At 44.7% G+C, this 22,581-nt stretch carries 28 protein-coding genes and 1 pseudogene; 15 read left to right on the top strand and 14 right to left on the bottom strand.

Going from position 1 to position 22,581, the window contains the following annotated elements:
• Positions 1–28: 28 nt before the first annotated feature.
• Positions 29–412 (top strand): septal ring lytic transglycosylase RlpA family protein, encoded by a 384-nt coding sequence (locus ONZ52_RS18505; RefSeq protein ID WP_265220138.1) that lies wholly within the window; start codon positions 29–31, stop codon positions 410–412.
• Here ONZ52_RS18505 and ONZ52_RS18510 read toward each other — a convergent pair.
• Genes ONZ52_RS18510 through ONZ52_RS18520 form a run of 3 tightly spaced genes read right to left on the bottom strand, consistent with a single transcriptional unit; the run spans position 409 to position 2,804 of the window.
• Entirely contained in the window at positions 409–1,062 is a 654-nt protein-coding gene (locus ONZ52_RS18510; RefSeq protein WP_265220139.1) for a GNAT family N-acetyltransferase, read from the bottom strand. The genes ONZ52_RS18505 and ONZ52_RS18510 overlap by 4 nt on opposite strands.
• Positions 1,028–1,828: an acetate--CoA ligase family protein gene (locus ONZ52_RS18515; RefSeq protein ID WP_265220140.1), complete on the bottom strand. Its 801-nt coding sequence runs from the start codon at positions 1,826–1,828 to the stop codon at positions 1,028–1,030. The genes ONZ52_RS18510 and ONZ52_RS18515 overlap by 35 nt, the downstream gene beginning before the upstream one ends.
• On the bottom strand, positions 1,743–2,804 hold the full coding sequence (locus ONZ52_RS18520; protein WP_265220141.1) for a hypothetical protein: 1,062 nt from the start codon (positions 2,802–2,804) through the stop codon (positions 1,743–1,745). The genes ONZ52_RS18515 and ONZ52_RS18520 overlap by 86 nt, the downstream gene beginning before the upstream one ends.
• A gap of 165 nt (positions 2,805–2,969) precedes the next feature.
• On the opposite strand from ONZ52_RS18520, the gene ONZ52_RS18525 reads away from it, so the two are divergent.
• Entirely contained in the window at positions 2,970–3,893 is a 924-nt protein-coding gene (locus tag ONZ52_RS18525; RefSeq protein WP_265220142.1) for a histone deacetylase family protein, read from the top strand.
• Here ONZ52_RS18525 and hxpB read toward each other — a convergent pair.
• The 9 genes from hxpB to ONZ52_RS18570 all read right to left on the bottom strand — a co-directional run bounded on the left by hxpB (position 3,890) and on the right by ONZ52_RS18570 (position 10,592).
• Positions 3,890–4,555, bottom strand: a complete 666-nt coding sequence (hxpB, locus tag ONZ52_RS18530; protein WP_265220143.1) for a hexitol phosphatase HxpB — start codon at positions 4,553–4,555, stop codon at positions 3,890–3,892. The two genes, ONZ52_RS18525 and hxpB, sit on opposite strands and share 4 nt — an antisense overlap.
• 28 nt (positions 4,556–4,583) lie before the next feature.
• Complete coding sequence (locus ONZ52_RS18535; protein ID WP_265220144.1) at positions 4,584–5,705, bottom strand: sulfate/molybdate ABC transporter ATP-binding protein; 1,122 nt, start codon at positions 5,703–5,705, stop codon at positions 4,584–4,586.
• Complete coding sequence (gene cysW, locus ONZ52_RS18540; protein WP_111608541.1) at positions 5,702–6,583, bottom strand: sulfate ABC transporter permease subunit CysW; 882 nt, start codon at positions 6,581–6,583, stop codon at positions 5,702–5,704. The genes ONZ52_RS18535 and cysW overlap by 4 nt, the downstream gene beginning before the upstream one ends.
• Before the next feature lie 9 nt (positions 6,584–6,592).
• Entirely contained in the window at positions 6,593–7,453 is an 861-nt protein-coding gene (cysT, locus tag ONZ52_RS18545) for a sulfate/thiosulfate ABC transporter permease CysT (protein ID WP_265220145.1), read from the bottom strand.
• Positions 7,454–7,559: 106 nt separating this feature from the next.
• Complete coding sequence (gene cysP / locus ONZ52_RS18550) at positions 7,560–8,573, bottom strand: thiosulfate ABC transporter substrate-binding protein CysP (RefSeq protein ID WP_265220146.1); 1,014 nt, start codon at positions 8,571–8,573, stop codon at positions 7,560–7,562.
• Between the two features lie 114 nt (positions 8,574–8,687).
• Positions 8,688–8,999, bottom strand: a complete 312-nt coding sequence (locus ONZ52_RS18555; RefSeq protein WP_265220147.1) for a cupin domain-containing protein — start codon at positions 8,997–8,999, stop codon at positions 8,688–8,690.
• Positions 9,000–9,615: 616 nt separating this feature from the next.
• Positions 9,616–9,798 carry a hypothetical protein gene (locus ONZ52_RS18560; RefSeq protein ID WP_265220149.1) on the bottom strand — a complete coding sequence of 61 codons (183 nt, stop codon included), beginning with the start codon at positions 9,796–9,798 and terminating at the stop codon, positions 9,616–9,618.
• A 1-nt stretch (position 9,799) separates the two neighbouring features.
• On the bottom strand, positions 9,800–10,084 hold the full coding sequence (gene nadS / locus ONZ52_RS18565; RefSeq protein WP_265220151.1) for a NadS family protein: 285 nt from the start codon (positions 10,082–10,084) through the stop codon (positions 9,800–9,802).
• A 22-nt stretch (positions 10,085–10,106) separates the two neighbouring features.
• Positions 10,107–10,592 carry a hypothetical protein gene (locus ONZ52_RS18570; protein ID WP_265220152.1) on the bottom strand — a complete coding sequence of 162 codons (486 nt, stop codon included), beginning with the start codon at positions 10,590–10,592 and terminating at the stop codon, positions 10,107–10,109.
• A gap of 352 nt (positions 10,593–10,944) precedes the next feature.
• On the opposite strand from ONZ52_RS18570, the gene ONZ52_RS18575 reads away from it, so the two are divergent.
• From ONZ52_RS18575 to ONZ52_RS18595, 5 genes and pseudogenes are all read left to right on the top strand, one after another.
• The gene (locus ONZ52_RS18575; protein WP_111637504.1) at positions 10,945–11,175 is read left to right on the top strand and encodes a Trp family transcriptional regulator; all 231 of its coding nucleotides are present in this window, start codon (positions 10,945–10,947) and stop codon (positions 11,173–11,175) included.
• Positions 11,172–12,583 (top strand): annotated as a pseudogene (locus tag ONZ52_RS18580) (anthranilate synthase component I family protein). The gene ONZ52_RS18575 and the pseudogene ONZ52_RS18580 overlap by 4 nt, the downstream one beginning before the upstream one ends.
• Before the next feature lie 11 nt (positions 12,584–12,594).
• Entirely contained in the window at positions 12,595–13,257 is a 663-nt protein-coding gene (locus ONZ52_RS18585) for an anthranilate synthase component II (RefSeq protein WP_111608549.1), read from the top strand.
• Between the two features lie 133 nt (positions 13,258–13,390).
• Complete coding sequence (locus ONZ52_RS18590; RefSeq protein ID WP_265220153.1) at positions 13,391–13,747, top strand: type II toxin-antitoxin system RelE/ParE family toxin; 357 nt, start codon at positions 13,391–13,393, stop codon at positions 13,745–13,747.
• Positions 13,747–14,049, top strand: a complete 303-nt coding sequence (locus ONZ52_RS18595; RefSeq protein WP_265220154.1) for a helix-turn-helix domain-containing protein — start codon at positions 13,747–13,749, stop codon at positions 14,047–14,049. Before ONZ52_RS18590 ends, ONZ52_RS18595 begins: the two co-directional genes overlap by 1 nt.
• A 10-nt stretch (positions 14,050–14,059) precedes the next feature.
• Here the strand turns inward: ONZ52_RS18595 and ONZ52_RS18600 are convergent, their stop codons facing one another.
• Positions 14,060–14,254 carry a hypothetical protein gene (locus ONZ52_RS18600; RefSeq protein ID WP_265220155.1) on the bottom strand — a complete coding sequence of 65 codons (195 nt, stop codon included), beginning with the start codon at positions 14,252–14,254 and terminating at the stop codon, positions 14,060–14,062.
• Between the two features lie 3 nt (positions 14,255–14,257).
• Positions 14,258–14,824: an ElyC/SanA/YdcF family protein gene (locus ONZ52_RS18605; RefSeq protein ID WP_265220156.1), complete on the bottom strand. Its 567-nt coding sequence runs from the start codon at positions 14,822–14,824 to the stop codon at positions 14,258–14,260.
• Positions 14,825–15,145: 321 nt separating this feature from the next.
• On the opposite strand from ONZ52_RS18605, the gene ONZ52_RS18610 reads away from it, so the two are divergent.
• The 8 genes from ONZ52_RS18610 to ONZ52_RS18645 all read left to right on the top strand — a co-directional run bounded on the left by ONZ52_RS18610 (position 15,146) and on the right by ONZ52_RS18645 (position 22,568).
• A complete protein-coding gene (locus tag ONZ52_RS18610; RefSeq protein ID WP_265220157.1) occupies positions 15,146–15,610 on the top strand; it encodes a GNAT family N-acetyltransferase in 465 nt (154 codons plus the stop codon).
• Positions 15,610–16,338, top strand: coding sequence for a GDSL-type esterase/lipase family protein (locus ONZ52_RS18615; protein WP_265220325.1), 729 nt, complete (start codon positions 15,610–15,612; stop codon positions 16,336–16,338). The genes ONZ52_RS18610 and ONZ52_RS18615 overlap by 1 nt, the downstream gene beginning before the upstream one ends.
• A 112-nt stretch (positions 16,339–16,450) precedes the next feature.
• A complete protein-coding gene (locus ONZ52_RS18620) occupies positions 16,451–17,536 on the top strand; it encodes a TRAP transporter substrate-binding protein (RefSeq protein WP_265220158.1) in 1,086 nt (361 codons plus the stop codon).
• 109 nt (positions 17,537–17,645) lie between these two features.
• Positions 17,646–18,068, top strand: coding sequence for a TRAP transporter small permease subunit (locus ONZ52_RS18625; RefSeq protein ID WP_321160372.1), 423 nt, complete (start codon positions 17,646–17,648; stop codon positions 18,066–18,068).
• Between the two features lie 149 nt (positions 18,069–18,217).
• Positions 18,218–19,507 carry a TRAP transporter large permease gene (locus ONZ52_RS18630; RefSeq protein WP_265220159.1) on the top strand — a complete coding sequence of 430 codons (1,290 nt, stop codon included), beginning with the start codon at positions 18,218–18,220 and terminating at the stop codon, positions 19,505–19,507.
• Between the two features lie 103 nt (positions 19,508–19,610).
• Positions 19,611–20,966 (top strand): cache domain-containing protein, encoded by a 1,356-nt coding sequence (locus ONZ52_RS18635; RefSeq protein ID WP_265220160.1) that lies wholly within the window; start codon positions 19,611–19,613, stop codon positions 20,964–20,966.
• Between the two features lie 23 nt (positions 20,967–20,989).
• Positions 20,990–21,622: a response regulator transcription factor gene (locus tag ONZ52_RS18640; protein ID WP_265220162.1), complete on the top strand. Its 633-nt coding sequence runs from the start codon at positions 20,990–20,992 to the stop codon at positions 21,620–21,622.
• Positions 21,623–21,794: 172 nt separating this feature from the next.
• Positions 21,795–22,568, top strand: a complete 774-nt coding sequence (locus ONZ52_RS18645) for an endo alpha-1,4 polygalactosaminidase (protein WP_265220163.1) — start codon at positions 21,795–21,797, stop codon at positions 22,566–22,568.
• Positions 22,569–22,581: the final 13 nt, after the last annotated feature.

A 22,581-nucleotide genomic window follows, 5' to 3' on the forward strand; every position in this document is an offset into this window, starting at 1 on the left:
AAAGTGGCTTAAAGGAAACGATAAAACGATGCGAATAATCAGTACCTTGTGTTGGGTAATCTTGTCTCTTGTGTTGACCGCGTGTGCAAGTGGCCCAATCAGTCGTTCCGATTCAGTAGGATTCGAAGAAAGCGGTAAAGCCAGTTATTACGCTATGAAGTACCAAGGGCGTAAAACCGCAAGCGGAGAGCCATTTGATCAAAAAGCCATGACGGCCGCCCATAAGCGTTTGCCGTTTGGTTCTAAAGTCAAAGTGACGAATGTTGATAATGGTAAAAGTGTTGTGGTGCGAGTCAATGACCGTGGGCCCTTTGTCCGTGGCCGGATTATTGATCTGAGCAAATCGGCTTTTCAGCGTATTGCTAATACGAACCTAGGTGTGATTGAGGTGGAGATTGAAGTATTACCTTAAGACGACGCCTGACATTTTTCTAGTAGGGCGGGCGTCAGTTTAATGCTGGCAATGATTTGACCGAAATCGTCTGGGTCGCGTTGGATTGTAAAGCCTAAGTGCTTGCAAAAGTCGATCATGCGTTTGTTTTCGGCAAGGACGATGCCCTTCATCACTCGAATCCCCTTATCCGCGGCGACTTGCATGAGTCGTCGCATGAGATACGACGCCAAGCCTAAGCCTTGGAATGCGTCCCCTAATACCACTGCAAACTCGCAACTTTGATCATCAAAGTTATCTATATATCGTGCTGTGCCAATGAGTAAATCTTGTCCGTCCCGTTGAATCACTGCGAGCAAAGCCATTTCTCGGTCATAGTCGATGTGGGAAAGGCTGGCGAGCATGCGAGGAGTCAATTCCTCGATGTTGGAGATAAAACGAAAATAGCGTGTTTCATGGGACATGCTGCGGACAAAATCGGCCAAGATACCAGAATCTCTGGGTAAAACTGGCCTAACAGTAGCGATCTCATCGTTTTTCAATACTCGCTCCGATACCCATTGTCTTGGGTAAGGGTGAATCGCAAGATGTTCATATCGACGCCAATTTTTACAAAGACGAAGGTTGGCCGTCACGTCAGCGTAAACACTGCCACTGTCGTGAAGTCGCACATCGGCGAGCCTCTAAGCTTTCGATTTCGGGCAATTCACACACCATGGTGGATAAGTTGCGCAGTAGGCTTTCTAGCTCAAAGGATTCTTCGCCAGGAAAGGCGCGCTGTATTAAGTCTTTTGCCAAAATGGTATTAAGCGGCGGCAAGGCGACAGCTTCGGCTTGTTTGTGTTGTTGGGCGCCTTCTAACGACAAACCAATGGCGGGGCCAAATACGTTATCTTGAAAAACGCGTAAATGAATAGGGGCAGACAACTGATTCGACGCTTGACGACGAGTAATTAGGCGAATATGAAACAGTTCAAAAATGTCTCGTAATGCGTCCGCATGAGGTGTTTTTTCCCCTTTTTTAAACAAGTGGTTGAGAGTTTTTGTTGCCTCGGAGACGTCGATTTTAAAGCGAAACGCATGGCTATCGGGGGACTGTTTTGCGAGCAATTGGTTGCGCTGGAACTGTACTAAGAACTGAAAGCCTTCAATGGCGGTTTCGGGGGTTCTAAACGTTGGAATGCCTGCTTCATTAATGCGTGTGCGCATGTTGGTCATCCCGCCACCGCCAAGCAAACAGACCATGACGAGTTTTTTCTGTGTTCGATGCAATTTAATGATGAGGTCGTAGAGGGAATCAATGTCGATCAGTGCGGTTGGGCTGAGTGTCAGTAATACCGCACCACACTCATCACTTTGTAAGGCATTCGCAGCAAGATCGATAAACAGATCCGTTGCACAACTTGCCCAAACCGTAGTCACCAGGGCCAATGCCACCACGACCCGCCATAGTGGCTTCTAATGTGTCGTGTAGTTCGTCTGCTGGCGTCAGTAGATCAATGCCCAATTCCATTGCTCGTTGGGCGGCAAGTTCACCCGGTCCTGCGCCGTTACCGATAATTAATAGCGAACCTTCTTTGATTCGGCGGGCATTGGTCATCACCGACGCGGCGGCGATTAAATCATTCAAACGTCGACCCCGTACTGCCCCTGTCCGACTGAGCGCGGCGTCGAGTACTCGCTCATCGGCACCGACGGAATGTTCAGTGACAACGGCAACGGGTTTGCTTCGCCCAGTGGCGTGTAAACTACTGAGAAAGCGTGTTGGGCGACCAATTTTTTGCAGATACATCAAGATTGCCTGACTGTCGAAATCGTTGGATAAATAATCCAACACTTGTGATGGCATCACATCAACTGGGGTACCCATGGACACCACTTGGGAAAAGCCAATACCTTGCCACGTGGCCCAATCCACTAAGGCACTGGCAACCGTACCTGATTGTGACATCAGTGCTAACTTGCCGGTGAGGGGTTGTGTTAAGCCAAGCCAAGCGAACACGCCTTGTTTGGGGCGACAAATGCCAAAGCTATTCGGGCCAAGCAAGCGTACATTGTGTTGACGCAACGCGGGTATCAGCTTGTCTGCATTTTCTTCTGTCCAAGACAGCATTAAGAGTGAGTGAATGCCTGCTGCACCGCAATCCGCAATGATATTTTCCATCGCTGTGTTCGGATAAGTGCCTGCTAATACGGCGAGATCTGGACAGGTATTTAATGCGCTAAGCGCCGTAAAATGATCAAAGCTGAATGGGAAGTCTGGCTTGACACCGACTAGGCTAACAGGACAAGTTTTGTGTGTGTTCTCAAGAGATTGTAATAGCGCCAGCATGAGCGGATCGTGTCCATTCTCGCCCGTGAGCACGACCATGGATCTTGGGGCGAGTAGGGATTGCAAAGCATGTTGGCTCACTTGGTCTTCTCCAGAAACTCAATAAACGTATTATGACAGTAGCACAGTCTTCATCTGTATGAATGGTAGACCATGGTAGGATAGACTGTTTTGATGTTTTTGTGGCTTGATATAAGGCACAGTGAGAGCAAATAATCGCAAAAAATAATAATCCAGAGACTTCCAATGACAACGGCTTACATCACACACACTTATTGCGATCGGCACGATATGGGAGAAGATCACCCAGAGTCGCCTCTGCGGCTTGGTGCGATTCAAAATCGCTTGATCATGGGGCAGTTGATGGACTTTATCCGTCGTATAGAAGCGGATCCGGCGACCCGCGATCAACTGATTGCCACGCATGATACTGCGTACGTGGATTCTATTTTTGCGCGCGCGCCAGCAGAAGGCCATGTCGAATTAGAGCCTGAAACCATCATGATGCCTCATACTTTGGATGCGGCCCTGTTTGCGGCAGGGTCTGTTGTGAAAGCGGTTGATTTGGTCATGACTGGAGAAATGGACAATGCGTTTTGTGCCATTCGTCCACCAGGGCACCACGCAGAATACGATAAAGCCATGGGTTTTTGTTTGTTTAACAATATTGCTGTTGGTGCTCGCCATGCCATTAATCGCTATGGTTTGGCGCGTGTGGCGATTATTGATTTTGATGTACATCACGGCAATGGTACAGAGGATATTTTTAAAGCCGATCCGACAGTACTTTATGCGTCCAGCTATCAACACCCGTTTTATCCCTACAGCGATCCGGGGGCTTCTTACGATAATATTCTCCATATGCCTTTGGCGGCTGGGTCTGGTAGTGAGGCTTTTCAAACCATCATTAGTGAGCAATTACTGCCCGCACTTGAAGCATTTAAACCTCAGCTCATTATGATTTCAGCGGGGTTTGACGCTCATAAAGAAGACCCGATGGGACAACTAAGATTAAGCGAGTCAGACTTTACTTGGATTACCGATCGTTTGATGGAAGTAGCAGATCGTCACTGTGGTGGGAAAGTGGTGTCGGTATTAGAAGGCGGTTACAACATAGACGCCCTAGGCCGCGCTGCGTTTTGTCATATAAAAAGCTTAATGAGGCTTTAGGGCTGACTCAAAAGCGCATTGCCTATGTGATGATTGAACTCGGATAAGCTTCTGAGTTTGTGCGGTGCGAGATCAAACTTGTCATGATCAAATTCGTTTGCATGCGGTACGGCAATGGCTTTAATACCAGCGGCCAAGGCGGCTTTTATACCGCCAAGTGAATCCTCAAACGCAATGCACTGATGAGCTTCAGTGCCAAGCTTTTTCAGTGTTAGTTGGTAAACATCAGGAGCAGGTTTGCCTCGATTTACTTTGTCAGCTGAGCTGTAAGCCATAAAATAGTCAGCAATATTAAGACGGTGTAATACGCTAGGAATGATGTCTTTTGGAGAATTGGTGGCAAGGCCAATTTTTACCTTGGCTTGTTGTAGTGAGTTGAGTACATCATGAACGCCCTGCATAGCTTTCCCTTGCGTTTCGATCAAGTATTTGACTCGCTCGACGACACGATTTTCGACGTCCTCAAGAGACGCACCAAGCCAAGGCTGTTTCGCGTACCAAAATTCGGTTACTTCCCTCGTTGTCATGGCCGCTGTCACCTTGGTCAAATCCGTCGTCACTTCAACCCCAACCGACGAAAATACATCGTATTCCGCTTGCTTCCAAAAAGGCTCGGAATCAATCAGTAATCCATCCATGTCAAAAATCACGGCTTGTATCATCGTCTGCTGCTCTTGTGGTTACGGCGAATTAAGCTTTGCTTGCTTCCCAATTCAATAGCACTGGTTGTTGCGCGTCATGGGCGAAAAAGTAAGCGGCTTTTGGGGAGACGTATAAGGTTTGGCCTTTTTCGAAGCAGTTTTTGTCAAACGCTTTGTGAGGTAGGTCGATTTCCCAAACGTCGTTGCTTTGCCAATCAATCGGAGTGAGTTCGAGGCGAACTTCGGCACCAATTGGGTTGATGGCAATCAAGCGTAATGGCAAGTTGGCTTGCGCTGTGGGTTCTTTTGAGACAAAGAACTCATGGGAGCGAATATACAGTTGACCGTCTTTCTGTTCTGCGCTTTCTTGTTCAATAACAGAGTGTGGCAAGACAATACTGGCTTGTTGGTTATGCCATTTGCCGTTTGCGACTTTGCCTTCAAAGACATTGGCGTTACCAAGGAAGTCGAAGACGAATCGGCTGTTTGGTGAGGCGTAGAGGGCGCCCGGTTGGTCGATTTGTTCAATGTGTCCGTTGCTCATCACCACAACGCGGTCTGATAATTCTAACGCTTCCTCTTGGTCATGGGTCACAAATACGCTGGTGAATCCAAGCTCATCATGTAAGCCGCGCAACCAACGACGCAGTTCTTTGCGTACTTTGGCATCTAAGGCACCAAAAGGTTCGTCTAGCAGCAAGACTTCTGGTTGCGTCGCTAAAGCACGTGCCAAGGCAATACGTTGTTTTTGACCACCAGAAAGCTGTGACGGAAAACGGCTTGCAAGGTGCTCAAGCTGAACCATTTCCAACAAATGTTGGACGCGTTTTTGGATTTCAGTTGCACTTGGTCGCTCTTTACGGGGTAAGACTTCTAAGCCAAATGCTACGTTGTCAGCCACTGTCATGTGGCGGAACAAGGCGTAGTTTTGAAACACAAATCCCACACGGCGGTCACGCACGTGCAAGTCGGTCACATCTCGATCACCAAATTGAATGCGACCCGTGTCGGCACCTTCGAGTCCAGCGATAATGCGTAAAAGCGTGGTTTTTCCAGAACCAGATGGCCCTAGCAAACCGATCATTTCACCTTCGTTGATATCCAATGACAAAGGGGACAAGGCTTGAAAGTGGCCAAATTTTTTGGAGATGTTTTCAATAAGGATGCTCATGCTGTTGTCTTTTTCTCTTTATCGGATTCAAGTTTCATACTGCGTTCCAGACGCCATTCGATGAAGGCTTTAAGCAGCAAGGTGAGTAAAGCAAGTAAGGCCAGTAGGGACGCGCTGGCAAAGGCCGCGGCGGCTTGATAGTCCTCGTACTGTGCTTGCACTAATAAAGGTAAGGTATTGGTTTCGCCACGAATATTACCTGATACGACGGATACCGCGCCAAATTCACCCACGGCACGAGCATTGGTCAGGATAACGCCATAAATCAGCGCCCATTTAATATTCGGTAACGTGACGCGGCGGAATAACTGCCAGCCAGAAGCGCCCAGAATCACTGCCGCTTCTTCGTCTTCTCGACCTTGTTGTTGCATTAAAGGGATCAATTCGCGGGCCACAAAAGGACAGGTGACAAAAATAGTCACCATAACAATACCTGGCCACGCAAACATCAGCTGAATATCATGGTCGTAAAGCCAAGAACCAATCCAGCCGTTGTTGCCATACAACAAAAGATAAAGCAGACCCGCGACCACAGGGGACACCGCAAAGGGAATATCCATCAAGGTCATGAGCAGTTTACGACCAGGGAATTCAAAACGGGTCACAGCCCATGCCAGCATGACACCAAAGACTAAGTTAATGGGAACCGTAAGAGCGGCAACCAGTAGTGTTAAACCGATGGCGTGTAAGGTATCGGCTTCAAGCAAGCTGCTAAAATAATGCGCAGCACCTTCCATAAAGGCTTGTTGAAAAATACTGATTAACGGCACCACCAATAATATGGCGGTTAGCAACAGCGTTAAACCAATCAACAACCATTTTACCCAAGGATTATCGCCGACTCTCAGTTGGCTAGAGGTGTTTTTTGTAGATGACATAATTTTTTCCTAACTGCGTCCATGAAGGCGACGTAAATAACGCGCCTGCCAGATATTAATGGCGAACAAGAGAATCAACGACGCCATCAGTACAACAGATGCAATGGCGCTGGCTGCTGGGAAGTCGAACTCTTGTAAACTGACGAAAATCATTAAAGACGTAATTTCACTGACATACGGCATGTTACCAGCAATAAAAATGACCGCACCGAATTCGCCTAAGCTGCGCGTAAAAGACAGGGCGATCCCCGTCATTAAAGCCGGCCATAAAGCAGGGAAAATCACACGACGAAACACCGACCAATCGGACGCGCCTAACGTCATTCCTGCTTCTTCCTCTTCTGGGGATAATTCTTCTAGAACTGGCTGAACGGTTCGAACCACAAAAGGAATACTGGTAAAGGCCATGGCAAGCACAATACCCCAAGGTGTGTAGGCGATCTTGATGCCGATACCTTCAAGTATGTCGCCGTACCAGCCATTTTGAGAGTACAAGGTGGCTAATGTGATACCCGCCACCGCGGTTGGTAACGCAAAAGGTAGGTCAACTAGAGCATCCAAAATACGGCGTCCTGGGAAGTCATAACGGACTAACACCCAAGCGAGTAAGAGGCCAAAAAAACCATTAAAAATAGACGCTAAGGCGGCGGCCCACAGGGTCACTTTATAACTGGCTACCACGCGTTCGTCAGTGATGACTTGCCAATATCGATCCCAGCCCATATCGACAGACTGCATTACAAGCCCTGCCATTGGCAAGAGAAGAATCAAACTAATGAACAGCAGAGAAGTGCCTAAACTTAAACTCAGTCCGGGTAAGACGCGTTTGTGACGAGGTCGCGTGTCGGCCGCGCTTAAATGTGTTGCCATGTCTTATGGTCTCATTAACAATGTGGTAATGAAGGCGCTAGTAGATCCAGAGACAGAAAAGCCGGACACGCGAGCGTATCCGGCTAGTTTGTTATCTCTTCTGATATTAGCGACGCTGAAGTTGGTCTAGTTTACCACCATTTGCAAAGATGTCTTTAGTTGCTTTAGGCCAGCCACCGGCAATATTTTCGACGGTTAGCAAATCCACTTCAGGAAAGGTGTCGGCGAACTCTTTTTTCACGACATCATTGTGTACACGGTAGTTAAAACCCGCTAACAAACGCTGAGATGCTTCGCTGTATAAGTAGCTTAGGTACTCACGAGAAACCTCTTCAGTACCATTCTTTTTCACGTTTTTCTCAACGACCGCTACTGGGAATTCCGCCAAGATAGACGTTTTTGGTACAACCACTTCGTAGTTGTCTGCGCCGTACTGGTTGCGAATATTGTTTACTTCAGATTCGAATGTAATCAACACATCACCAATGCCTCGCTCAACGAAAGTGGTGGTTGCGCCGCGGCCGCCAGTGTCAAACACGGAGACGTTTTTCAGGAAAGTGCTGAGGAAATCGTCTATTTTCGCTTCGTTTTCTTTGCCGAAGGTTTTTTGAGCATAACCCTGAGCCGCTAGAAAGGTATAACGACCATTGCCAGAAGTTTTAGGGTTTGGGAACACTAACGCCACATCTTTTGCCGCTAAATCCCCCCAGTTTTGAATGTTTTTAGGGTTACCTTTGCGCACAAGAAAAGCAATCGTTGAGTAGTAAGGCGAACTTGCGTTAGGGAATTGCTCTTTCCAATCTGCAGGAATCAAGTTTCCTTTGTCATGTAAAATTTGTACATCAGTGACTTGGTTAAAAGTCGCCACATCGGCAGACAAACCGTTCATGATGGCGTTGGCTTGTTTTGAAGAGCCTGCATGAGACTGTTTTATCTCAATCGTTTTACCGGTTTTCTCTAACCAATGTTGCTCAAAGGTTGGGTTGTAAGCAGCGAACAATTCACGAGCGATGTCGTAAGACGTGTTCAGAATGGTCTGATCTGCCGCTGACGCTTGTACGGCGCCACTCAGCAATAATGTACCAATGATAGATTTTAAAAAGCGTGGCTTAGATTTCATAGTGACCTCATCTGGGAAGCTTAATATTTCATTAAGAGTGAGGTTACTTAAAAGATTTAGTTATTACAATGTCTTTAAATAAACTTTTTTGGAATATAGATAAAGCGTTTTTCATTACACACTGCCTTCTTTCTCAATCACCAATATGCGCGCCTCACTAATAGGATGCGCAACGTGTTCTGTGCCAATGGCCGCGTAGAAAATATCACCTACCGTCATCAACTGAATATGTTCTTTGCCATCGACTCGATAATGCATATGCACCTCGCCATCTAATACCACAAACACTTCTTCACCATCATTGATGTGCCATTTATAAGGCTTATCCGTCCAATGCAAACGCGTTGTGACCCCGTTCATATTGGCAATGTCCAACGCGCCCCAAGCACGATCGGCAGTGAAGTCTTTGGCTCTGATGAATGTCATTGTTTTATTCCTGAATGAGAGATACAACACGACGTTAGAATGTCATGGCAATGAAGGCAAGATAGTATTTTCGCTTAGGTTAAAACGGCGGCGATAAAAGTCAAAATGCAGGCTGGATACGGCAAAGTGTTGATTGGAGCACGTTTTAAAACGATCTACTTGCTATTTTTTTGATGCGGAATACTTTTCTAAGATTTCTTATTTCTTTGCTTTTCTTTCTTTGCTTTTCTTTCTGATGCACTGAAAGACAGTAAGGACTTATCGACTGAACAACCCTCTAAACGCATGCTTTCGACAAAGTTATCGCCTTTTTTGCTTGTTTAAGCTTGCTGTTTAGAAGTCAATGATAGCGTTGGTTTGTGTCTCATGTTGATTCTCTTAGCCAGTATGCAGATCCCAAATAACCTAGTTTATTAGAGGCTTCTATTATTAATCTTGGTTAAAAAGGGCGCACATTTTTTGTCATGTTTAGAAGCCTAAACTGCGGAAAAATAATACCGTGAGACCTTTTTAGATCTCATAATGATGCACAGAATATTGCTTGGCGTAATGTTCCATGCAATCTGGGATAAATGCTTTATGCCAGCCTTCTCCTAAGAACTCGATCAGCTTGCCTTTACTCTGCCACACTGGAAATCATTGAGCACTCATTGGGATTTGACTCAACAGGAAAACCAATTTCGATAGACTCACAACCTTCTTGAGTCTCAAGGGCACCGACAGATAAGCTGCGGAATTTAGCTTCAGATTCTTCTCGATATTCAGGATAAATTTCAACGCGGAAAAATTTTGTGATCATTTTAATGAACCGATAGCTCTTTATAAAAATTTGGATTGTCTTGAATGGTTGCTAGCACTTTAGTCACCAAACCTGTTGGGTTACGGCGTCTGCTTTCCCAGCTTTTTATTGTATCCACGCTGGTGCCAAGGGCTTTGGCAAATTCAGCCTGAGATACTTGCAGACTATCACGAATAGACTTTACATCAGCGATCTCAAAGCGAGTAATACGAGAGGCTGCTTTACGGCCTTGGTGGATTTCTACCGCTTCTTCTAGAGAAGATTTGAATTCTTTGAAAAGGGTCATAACCACTATGCAGTAATGATTTTTACTTAGATGTATCGGTTGGTATTATTGTTACATCGAACATTTGTTCTATCACCATTTTGGGTGATGTTGATAAAGACCATACCGCAAAGTAAAGAACTCCCGTTAGCATCACAAACAATAGTGATCCAGAAGCCCCAATTAAAATATCAAGATACCACTTTCTAGGCTGAACGTTTGCAAGTTCAGTATGAACTTTTGCCGAAAAAAGGGCTTCACGCTCCTCAAGGTCTGCTATTAAGACATTCTCAAGAAAGTTTTGTGTTAGGACTGTCGCTTCACTACGATAAAATTCTAGCTGAGCAGTGGAAGTAGATATATTGTTAAATGGTCTGAGATCTTCTTCAGTTGGATCATTGTTGTTATGAGAGCTTTTAAAGTCCCTAATAAACTGAATTTTCTGTCGTTTGTATACCGAATATGCAATTATTCCATGTATATCATCTTCAGTTTCTACAAGCTGGTCGTAAATATAGTTGTAAGCCAAATCCCTATGCCTTTATGTCTCTTGTGCTTGATGATGCAGATTTCCATGCTTCTTTGAGGCTCTGCGCCTGTTTTGTTTAATGCGTGGTTACTAAGCCCATAAAACGAAATAGCTCGGTTGTATGTGCCTCTCTTACTGCTAGTAATCTCTCCTGAGGCTGCCCTCTTTACTGCGAGAGTTGTTATGCTTGAAAAGCGTTTACTCATAAGAATCCCCCAATGACGCTATCTGTCTAACTAAAGAATATACAATTATTTGATGAAAATCGCATGTTTATTTTCTTGCTTCTCTTCTTTGAAATCTATATCGTACTAGTACATGAATACAAACCTTCTTATGAGAGTTGAATCCTATGAAGGACTTAATCCAGTTTTTAACCGAAGTAGACGATGAATTGGTGTTGGAGAAGCGTTTAAAAGTGCTGCTGACACCGAATGAAATCAGTGAAATGGTCAGTCGTTTGAAAATCATTGCCTTGTTAGACGAAGGCGTGCCGCAGCGAGACATTGCGAAACAATTAGGTGTGGGTATTGCCACTGTGACCCGTGGTTCCCGAGCATTGAAGGAATTAAAAGAGATATGAGTTCATACAATAAAAAACCGCAGCGCATCACGCTGCCGCGTAAGCCTAAGTACGTCACTATCAGTTCCGATTGCGATTTTTTTGACTTGTTTAAAAAGGTCGAGAAGCGTTTCGATCACTGTTTTATGTTGGAATCCCTTGGTGAAGAGAGCTTTATTTCCCGCCATTCGATCATTGGTTTTGACCCCGAAAAATTGATCTGGGCCGAAGGCAAGCAGTTGTTTATCCAAGAGCGTGACGGCAGCACTGAGTCTTATGAATCCGACAATCCGTATTATTTGCTGCGTGACATCGTGCCGCAGAATATTTTGTCGCGTGGTTTTGCGGGTGGTTTAACGGGTTATATCGGTTACGACAGCATGAACTATTTTGAGCCAACCTTGGATTTGCAATCGAGCGAGATGTTCGATGCCTTCCGTTTTGGTTTGTACAAAGACGGTCTGATTCTGGACAAGATGACAGGTGAAGTTTTCTACTTCTACTACGACGACAATCGCGTTGATCTGGTACAAGAAATGATGTCTGCGCCAACGCCAGAAAACGGCCCATTTGTGGTCACGCCGACAGGTGAGTCTATGAGCAAGGCGGATCACGCGAATGCCGTGGCTAAGGTGAAGCAAGATATCATTGAAGGTAAGATCTTCCAGTGCGAAGTGGGCTTTAAAAAATGGTTCGATATGGAAGGTGACACCATTAATTTGTATGAGCAGTTGCGTGAAGTGAACCCATCGCCGCAAATGTATTACATCAAGTTTGGTGAGCAAAAGGTGATCGGCGCGAAGCCTCAGAATTGTTGTTCCGAGTGCGCCAAGGGGAAATGGAAACCTTCCCATTAGCAGGGACGGCGAAGCGTGGTAAAGACGCGGTGGAAGACACGGCACTGGCCCGTGCTTTGTTGAACGATCCGAAAGAAATTGCTGAGCACAATATGATTGTCGATCTGCATCGTAACGATATTGGCCGTGTGGCGCGCTTCGGTACAGTAAAAGTACGTAGCTTGATGGACATTAAGCGTTTTAGTCATGTTCAGCACATTTCTAGCGAAATCGTCGGCATTATGGCGGAAGATCACGACATGTTTTCGGCATTGGCGAGTAACTTTCCAGCGGGAACCTTGACTGGCGCACCGAAGATCGAAGCGATGAAGATCATCGATGATTTGGAAAACGATGGCCGTGGCCCTTACGGTGGCGCGGTGGGTCAGTTCTCTTTTAATGGCGATTGTATGTTTGCGATTCCGATTCGTACTGTGTTTGCCAAGGGCAACAAAGCCTATGTGCAAACCTGTGGCGGTAACGTATATGACTCAAACGCCGAAGACGAATACGAAGAGATCCAACGTAAATTTGCTGGCACCAAGCGGGTGTTAGACAGTTTTGCGCCAGCCAACACACAAGACAAAGCGTAAGGGAAGCCGACATGAAAGTGTATATTATCGACAACTACGATTCCTTCACGTACAACCTGTATCAGTTTATTGGTGAAGTATTAGAAACCGAAAAAAGCCGTGGCGAAATCGACGCGTTTGAAGTGATCGTAAAACGTAACGATGAAGTGACATTAGATGACATTCGTGCCGCCGCACCGGATCGCATTATTATCTCCCCAGGGCCAGGTTCCCCAGACGACAAGGCGTACTTTGGCGTGTGTGCAGACGTAATCTTGGAATTTGGCAAAACCATTCCATTGTTGGGTGTTTGCTTGGGAATGCAGGGTATTTGTCACGTATTTGGTGGTAGAGTGGTTAAAGCACCCTTGCCAATGCATGGTAAAACCAGCCCGATCACTCACAATAGCGAAGGTATTTTTCATGACATTCCTGACCAGCTGGAAGTGATGCGCTATCACTCGCTTATTGCCGAAGCAGAAAGCTTCCCTGATGTGCTAGAGGTCACCGCGTCCGTTGGTGAGTTAAAACAAGCTGACTTCAAGGACCTCGCGACGATCCACAAAGGCGGCAAGTTTGAGCTGATGGGCGTGCGTCACAAAGAATACCCGATCCAAGGCATTCAATTTCACCCAGAATCCTTCGCAACAGAAGGCGGAAAAGACCTGATCAAAAACTTCTTATTTCAGGTTTGATGAGTTCGAAAAGACTCGACTCTTGAAGTAATCGAAAAGCAGTGCTCATTGATGGGTGCTGTTTTTTTGAATTGAAAATACAGCTTTAAGGCTATATAGTTTATAAGCTATTATTTTGTATGAAAGGGAATTTATGTGGAGTATAGAAACAACGGATGTGTTTGATGAATGGTTTGAAGCCTTAGATGATATTGATAAAGAAAACGTGTTAGCAACACTACTTTTGCTACAGCAAAAAGGGCCGCAATTATCTAGGCCTTATGCTGATGCCGTGCATGGCTCGAAGTTCAGTAATATGAAAGAGCTAAGAACGCAAAGTAAGGGGAATCCTATTCGCTCGTTCTATGCCTTCAATCCAAGCAGAACGGGTATTTTATTGTGTGCTGGTGAGAAAACAGGGAAAGATAAGCGATTTTATGAGCAGATGATTCCAGTTGCAGATAAAGAATTTGAAAAACATCTACTAGACCTAAAAAGTCGAGGTGAGTAATGGCTAGAACACTTGATAAATTAATTTCAGATCAGAAGCCTGAAATAGTAAAAAATGCCCGTAAAAAAGCAGAGGATATGGTACTTGGCATTCATCTGTCCCAGTTACGTGAACGCATGCAAATCACTCAAGAAGATATGGCAAAAACGCTGGGCGTGAAGCAACCGACGATTGCGGGAATGGAACGCAAAGGCCGAGATGTAAAGCTATCTACTTTAAAGCGTTATGTAGAAGGCGCTGGTGGCAAACTAACCGTGGATGTCGAATTGCCAGATGGCAGCCATTATGGGTTTAATTTATAAGGCAGTGTAACTATAAGTTCTTATTCCTAGCACGAACTTTTGCCTTAAAATCTTCCATCTGAGCATTGGCTTCTTCGTTCGACACAAATACAGCAAGGCCGTTTTCCATACGATCGAAAGCGGTGTTAACTTGTTGTGTTAACCAAGTATCGTGAGATATTGGGTCATCTATTTTATCCGCTTCAAATGTCACTTTAGATGTCATTGCTTACTCCTTAATCCATTGCCAGCCACGTCCAAGCCATTCGTAAAAGGCGCGTTGGCTTTTGTAGGCGGCATTGGCGTCGATTTGCCAGTCACTTTTTTCTGAGCCTAAGTACAGGGCGGGCGCAGGAATGATGTTGATGCCGGCTTTTTCGAAGAAGATAGACGCACGTTTCAGGTGTGACGCTTCGGTAACCAGCGCGGCTTGTTTTCCATCTAGATAGGGTTTCATGCTCTTGGCTTCCTCTTCGGTGTCTTTGGCGAGAGGGAAGGCTTTAATTCGGTTGGGTTGTACGCCTAATTCTATGGCTGCTCGGCGCATGATTTCTGCGTGAGGTTCGGTCATTTCTCCGGAGTAACCAGACACGAATAATTGCGCGTTGGGGTTGGCTTTTAAAATGCGCAGACCTTCTTCGAGGCGAAATAGGGCGCTGTTGCCTAGCTGCATAATTTCAGGCGTGTTGCTGAGGTCTTTATGGCCGCTGCCTAGGACGATAACAACATCCACGGGTTGTTGAATATCAAACACAGGGAAGTCATGTTCTACCGTAGCGATGAGTTTATCCGCCACCGGGCCCAGCTGGTCAAGCCTAATAAAAGTATGGCGCAGAATAGAAGTAGCTTGGCGAACTTCGGGCATTTCTTCATCAAGAAAAACGCTAGTAACATCGCCAGTAAAGTGAGGGGAATAGGCATCAGCATCATGCCGATGATTTTCTTGAGGTAAAAAAGTGCCATGCCCACGGTTTGATATCCCTTAAATCAGGTCATTTTAGCATGCAGGGATCATAAAGGAGTATGCTGCTCGCTTAAAGGATTGTATTAAGCTTTGTTTTCTATTGTGTTTTGTCGGTATTATTTTGCCTATCCAGTTTCAACGTAAGGACACAAGATGTTTACCATTCGCCCTGCCGATTTTCCACAAGACAATGACAATGTATTGGCTATCTTTCGTGAGTATATTACGTCGGCGCCAGTTAGCTTGGACTATCAGCAAAATGAACAAGAGTTTGCTGTTTTAGATGAAAAATACTCACATCCTAAGGGGATGGTTTTACTGATCTGGAAAGATAATGAGGTCGTCGGCTGCGGGGCTTTTCGTCGAGTAGACGAGAAGGTATGTGAAATGAAACGTGTTTATGTTCGTCCTAGCGAGCGCGGCCATCAATTAGGTGAGAGGCTGGTGACTAGGTTAATGGAATGCGCCAAGCAACATGGTTATCAGCGTATGTGTCTTGATGTTTTGGCGGATTTTGACACTGCACGACGTTTGTATGTCCGCTTGGGTTTTGAACCTTGTGATCCGGTGAGTTACAACCCCATTCCAGGAACGCATTTTTTAGGGTGTGATTTGTGATGAAAGCAGCAAAGCAATTACCGACGGAGCCTTTATCTATCAAGGCCATGCCACAAGAAACCCTTTGGTGGTTACCTCGCCATGAGGAAAAGCTCGCAGAAAAAGATGCCATGGAGCGAGTGGATTTAGTGTTCCTTGGGGATTCCATCACGCAAGCTTGGGAGAAAGAAGGGGCGGATGCGTGGGATGTCTATTATCGCCCAAGGAATGCGCTAAATCTGGGTTTTAACGGGGATAAAACAGAGAATGTATTATGGCGACTTGCCCATGGGGAGCTTGATAATATTGCGCCTAAGCTGTTGGTATTGTTGATCGGTACAAACAACTCTGGTCATCGCATGGACAAGGCCGAAGACACGGCGTTAGGTATTAAGCAGATCCTGTCTGTATTGGCAGAAAAGCTACCACAGACTAAAGTATTGCTTTTGGGCATTTTCCCTCGTAGCGCGAAACCAACGCAAAAGCTTCGTAAGTTGAATGACGAAGTGAATCAGATTATTTGCACTTATGCGGATGATAAAAGAGTGTTTTTTCGTGATATAAATTCTGTTTTTTTAGATGAAGACGGTCATCTAATCAGTGATGTAATGAATGACTTTTTGCATCCCAACTCGAGTCAATATCAGGTTTTTGCAGAGGCGATAGAACCTTATGTTGCTCAATTGATGACGTCAGATTTGTCGAATGCTTTAAACCATCTAAGTAGTAATACGGAGTCTTCTACGTAGTTTCCGCTTTCTTATTCGGTATTCTTACGAATTGTTTACACTTTTCATTCGCGTGATTATTTGTCCTGCTCGATCTTAAAAAAAACAATAAGACCACAGGACGATAAAACTGATGAAATCTTTAAAACTCACCACGCTGGTTGCGGCGACGGCCGTAACACTTAGTGCTTTTTCTTTGCCTGCATTGGCAGCGGAAAAAGTATACAAACTGACCATGGCTGAAACTTGGGCCTCTAATTTCCCTATCTTTGGTGATGCACCAAGAAACATGGCGCGTATTGCGGATGAAATGTCTGGCGGCCGTTTAAAAATCACCATTGATTCTGCCAACAAACACAAAGCTCCTTTGGGTGTGTTTGACATGGTGCGTTCTGGTCAGTACGACATGGGCCATTCTGCGTCTTACTATTGGAAAGGCAAGGTGCCAAATACCCTGTATTTTACTACCATGCCATTTGGCATGATCACGCCTGAGCAGTACGGTTGGTTCTATTATGGCGGCGGTATGGATCTGATGCAGAAGGTGTATCAACCGTTTGGCTTGCTGTCTTTCCCTGGTGGTAATACAGGCAACCAAATGGGCGGCTGGTTCCAAAAAGAGATCAACAGCGTTGACGACCTTAAAGGTTTAAAAATGCGTATCCCAGGCTTCGCGGGTGAAGTCATGGCGAAGTTGGGTGCTAGTCCGACCAATATTGCGGTTGGAGAGCTTTATACCGCTTTGGAGCGTCGCACCATCGATGCCCTAGAGTGGGTAGGACCGTCATTGGACATGGATCTTGGCTTCCATAAAATCGCGCCTTATTACTACACTGGTTGGCATGAGCCAGCAACAGAACTGCAATTTTTGGTTAACGAACGTTCTTGGAAAAAATTACCCGACGATCTTCGTGAAATCTTGCGTACTTCTATGAAGCTCGCGTCTTACGACATGTACATTCAGTCTTATCATGAAAGTGCTGAGAACTGGTCTAAGATGTCAACAGAATACCCAGATGTGCAAATCAAAACTTTTCCAAAAGAAGTATTACAGGCAATGAAAAATGCCAACCAAGAGTTGCTTGAAGAAGCGGCAGCTAAAGACCCGTTGGCTAAGGAAATTTTGGATTCTCAAGCGGCTTATCTTAAAAAGGTTCGCGTTTGGACCAATATCTCTGACCGTGCCTACCTAGACAGTATTGACAGTTTAGCGGACTAAAACCTCCCAGCATGGCGAATAAGAACCCTTCGCCATGCTTTTTTCTAGAAGCAACTTTTGCAACATGCCACAAGCATACACATTCTGCAGAACTTGCTAGGAGTTTGTTATGTTTTTGATCGGTCTAGAACGAGGCATTACTCGTTTCTCTAACTTCCTTGGCGTGCTATCAACCCTGTTGTTTATCGCCTTACTTTTTAATGTTTTTTATGACGTTTTGATGCGCTATGCCTTCAATAATGTATCGATCGGGATGCAAGAGTTGGAGTGGCATTTGTATGCAGCGATTTTTTTGTTGGGTATTCCCTATGGAATTCAGCATGGCGGCCATGTTCGTGTGGATTTGATTTATGAAAACTTGTCAATCCGTGGCAAAGCATGGATTGATTTATTTGGTTGTGTGTTTTTTCTTATCCCTTTTGCGTTGCTGGTTGGTTATTACGGCGTAGGCTTTGCTCATGAAGCTTATGCGCTTGGTGAAACCAGTGGTGATCCGGTGGGTTACCTTATCGCTGGATTATTAAAGCGGTGATTCCGTTTGCCTTTTTTTCTATGGCGATCAGTGGTTTGGGGATGATTATTCGCTGCATTAATGTGCTGCGTGGCGTCAGTGAAGAAGGCTTTTCACATCCGCCGATTCAACATTGATTCTTGTCACCATTTTAAGCTTGTAGGTTATTTATGATTGGAATAATCATGTTTTTTGTTGCCCTAGTCATGCTGTTACTAGGCTTTCCTGTCGCCTTTACCTTTGGTGGTATCGCTTTAATCTTCGGTGTTTTTGCGGAAGGTTTTGATATGTTTGCCTTTATGCCGTTTCGCATTCAGAGCTACATGGAAAATACCGTAATGATGGCGGTGCCTTTGTTTGTTTTCATGGGCATCGTGCTGCAAAAAACCAAATTGGCAGAACAGCTGCTAGAAGCCATGGGCAAACTGTTTGGTGGCGTTCGTGGTGGTTTGGCGATATCTACCGTGTTAGTGGGGGCTTTGTTAGCGGCGTCTACCGGTGTGGTGGGGGCCAGTGTGGTGGCCATGGGATTGATCTCTCTACCTGTGATGCTGAAGTATAACTACAGTAAATCTTTAGCATGTGGGACGATTTGCGCATCAGGGACGCTGGGGCAAATTATTCCTCCTTCGATTATTTTGATCATCCTAGGCGATGTTATTCGTATTCCAGTAGGGGATTTGTTTCAAGCGGCGTTGCTGCCAGGTATGGTGCTGATCGGCTGCTATATTGTGTACATTTTGATTTTGACTTTTTTGAAGCCTGAATTAGCGCCTGCTATGCCACAAGAGCTAGATGGTGAGACTCGCGCCCAACAAATTCGCAGTGCTTTAAAAGCGATTATTCCGCCATTGGCTTTGGTATTAATCGTTTTGGGATCTATTTTTACGGGTATTGCGACGCCAACAGAGTCATCTGCGTTGGGGGGAGTGGGTGCTATTATTTTGGCGCTTTTTTACCGTCAATTTAGCTGGAAAATGCTTTATGACAGTGGTTTAGAAACGGTCAAAGTAACGGCCATGGTGTTCGCTATCCTGATGGGGGCAACGGCCTTCTCGATGGCCTTCAGTTATACCGGTGGTGATGCAATAGTTGAAGAAGTGTTGCTTAATCTACCCGGCGAAAAATGGGGCTTTATTATCTTAGCGATGGTTGCCATTTTAGTGTTGGGTTTTTTTATCGACTTTGTTGAGATTGCCTTCATTATTGTGCCAATCTTGGTGCCTGTGGCGGAAGCATTAGGGATTAACATGGTGTGGTTCGCGATCTTGATTGCGATGAATTTGCAGACCTCTTTTTTAACGCCTCCTTTCGGGTTCAGCTTATTTTATTTAAAAGGCGTCGCTCCTAAGTCGGTGCGTACAATGCATATTTATAAAGGCGTAACGCCGTTTATTTTGATCCAGATCTTAGTTTTAGTCAGTATTATGATCTTTCCTGAATGGTATGGGATGCACTAATTCTGTTTTTATTATGTAATAGAGAAAAGCGGACAAGAGTCCGCTTTTCTCGTATGCGCCGTTTTATTCGGTGACCTTATAATAATAAAAAAGGTCTTTCTCCATGAGATTAAAAAGTAAGATTATCTTGCTTGCTGTCGCGCCATTAATTGTCGCCACGACAATTATTACCTATTTGGGCTTTCAGTCCGCCCGTGATTTGGCTGAGCAAGAGCTGGCTATTTACGAGTTCAATTTAGTCGATGCTAAAAAACAAGCCTTAAAAAATCATGTCAATATTGCTATGTCGGCCATTCGTCCCATCTTAGAAGACGATCAATTAGAGGATGCGGAAGCGCAATATCAGGTAAAAAAAATTCTGGCCGGATTAAGTTATGAGGACGATGGTTATTTTTTTGCTTATGAAATGTCCGGCGTGAATCTAGTCCACCCAACACAGCCAGATTTTGTGGGCAAAAACCTATGGAACTTTCAGGATCGCACCGAGAATTATTTGATTCAGGGCTTAATTCGTGCGGCTCAAGCGGGTGGTGGATATCACCGATATATCTGGGAGAAGCCGCCACTAATGAAACAAGAAGACAAATTAGGTTATGTGGTCGCCATTGATCGTTGGGATTGGATGATGGGCACAGGCTTGTATTTAGATGATATTTACGCCGAGCTTGCTAAAACAAAAAGCATTATGAATGACAATATTCAGCGCAGCTTTTTTGCCGTGATTGAAGTGGTTGTTGTTACGGTTGTGCTGGTCATATTGCTGGGTCTTGCGATTAATCTTCATGAACATAAATTAGCCGATTCTAGATTAAAAGAGTTAGCGCAGCGCTTTATGCGTTTGCAAGTCAATGAAAGGCGAGGTTTTTCTCGAGAGTTGCATGACGGTATTAATCAGCTATTGGTAAGTTGTAAGTTTCGTATTGAATTAGCAGAAAATAAATTAAAACGTGATCATGAAAAAGAAGTGATTCATCAGGAACTGGCCAAAGCGGGGGATTTGATTAATCAAACCATCAGCGAAGTGCGTCAAATTTCGCATAATTTACGACCGACTCTATTAGATGATCTAGGCTTAGATACAGCCCTGAGAACCCTAGTTGATCAATTTATGGAGCGTACCAGAATAAAAGTAGCTTATCGTTTTGAGGTGGTATCAAACATACCGGATGAAATTGAAATTACTATCTATCGTTTGACCCAAGAAGCGTTAACTAATATTGAAAAACATGCCCAAGCCAAAAATATTACCTTACATGTCTGGCAGTCTTATCGACACATTGGGTTCGAGTGCTTGGATGATGGCTGCGGTTTTTCTCAGAAGAGTGTGTTGTCTTCCGGTATTGGCTTGATCAATATGCGAGAACGGCTCGAACTAATTGGCGGCGATTTTACATTAGAGTCCCAGCGTGGCAAAGGCACAAAGGTGCAGGCATTATTACCCTTGGAGCAAGGATTTTAACCGCCTAGAGAAGAGTGATAATAATGATAAAAAAGATTCGAGTGCTGTTGGTAGATGATCATATGTTGGTGTTGGATGGTCTTCAAGCGCGTTTGGAGTTAGAAGGCAATATTGACATCATTGCGACGGCGTCAAATGGTTTGGAAGCGCTTGAAAAAGCCAAAGACACAGAGCCAGATTTGGTTTTAATGGATGTTTCTATGCCTGTTTTAAATGGTTTAGAGGCCACTAAGCGTTTTAAAGCAGAACAACCCCATGTCAAAATACTGATGCTCAGTATGCACAATGATAAAGAATATATTTTGTCTTTAATTCAGTCTGGTGCGAATGGGTATGTGTTAAAAGATGTGTCTTCGGAAGAGCTAGTACAAGCGATTAATACTGTGTATCAGGGAGGAACGTATTTTAGTTCTGGTGCGTCTGATTCTCTTTTTTCTCAGGTAGTTCCTAACTTATCTTGTGAAGAATTGAGTAAACGGGAAATGGCAGTTTTAAAAGCACTTGCGATGGGTTTGTCTAATAAAGAAATTGCCTTATCGTTAAACATCAGTGTGAGGACCGTTGAAACCCATCGGCAAAATCTTAAAAACAAACTGAATATTCACACGTCCGCTGGTTTGGTGAAATATGCACTCGCTCACCAGTTAATTGATTAACGGTGCTTGCCTTGTAAGCAAGAGCAAATGGAATGTTTTCTTAGATTGTAAGCCTTTCTTTGCATAACAAGGTAGAGTAGGACTACGGCAACCGTGTCGTGGGCTTTTTAGTAAGCTTTTTCTGACAAATGGAGTCCACTATGCGTGTTTTACTTTTTCCATTCATTGTAATGTGTTTGCTTTTTTCGTCTTTTTTTCGACTGTGTACGCCGCTGATGATTGGTATCGTCCGCCTGTTGGTGTAACTTGGCAATGGCAATTAGATGGTGTCGTTAATGAAGATTACGATGTGGATTTATATGACATCGATTTATTTGATTCGTCTGTTGAACTGATTCAACGTCTACAAGCATCCGGTAAAAAAGTCATTTGTTATTTTTCCGCGGACTCATACGAAGATTGGCGACCGGATGCCGCAGATTTTTCCGCGCAAGACTTAGGCAAAACTTTGAAAGGTTGGGACGATGAGCGCTGGTTAGATATTCGCTCCAGTCAAGTGCGTGATGTGATGGTTCGCCGGCTTCGTTTGGCTACTGAAAAAGGGTGTGATGGTGTGGTGCCCGACAACGTGGACAGTTACCGCACTAATACAGGTTTTTCTTTTCGAGCTAATGATCAGCTGGATTATAATCGATTTTTGGCGACGCAAGCCCATCAATTAGGCTTAGGGATTGGTTTGAAGAACAATCCAGACCAGGCCCGAACCTTGAGTAGTGACTTTGATTTTGCCGTGACAGAGCAATGTTTTGAATATTCTGAGTGTCGTTCTTACTTGGGCTTTATTCAAGCTGGGAAGCCAGTTTTAAACGCTGAATATCGTAGAATTTATGTGGACGATGAGTCAGAGCGTAACAGTATGTGTCAGCAATCTCAGCGCTTAGCGTTCAGCACTTTGGTTTTGCCCAAAATGTTAGATGATCAATTTCGCCTAAGCTGTGTGCCGTAATTTTATATTGATA

Origin of the sequence: Marinomonas rhodophyticola (assembly GCF_026113935.1) — a bacterium.
Classification (GTDB): domain Bacteria; phylum Pseudomonadota; class Gammaproteobacteria; order Pseudomonadales; family Marinomonadaceae; genus Marinomonas; species Marinomonas rhodophyticola.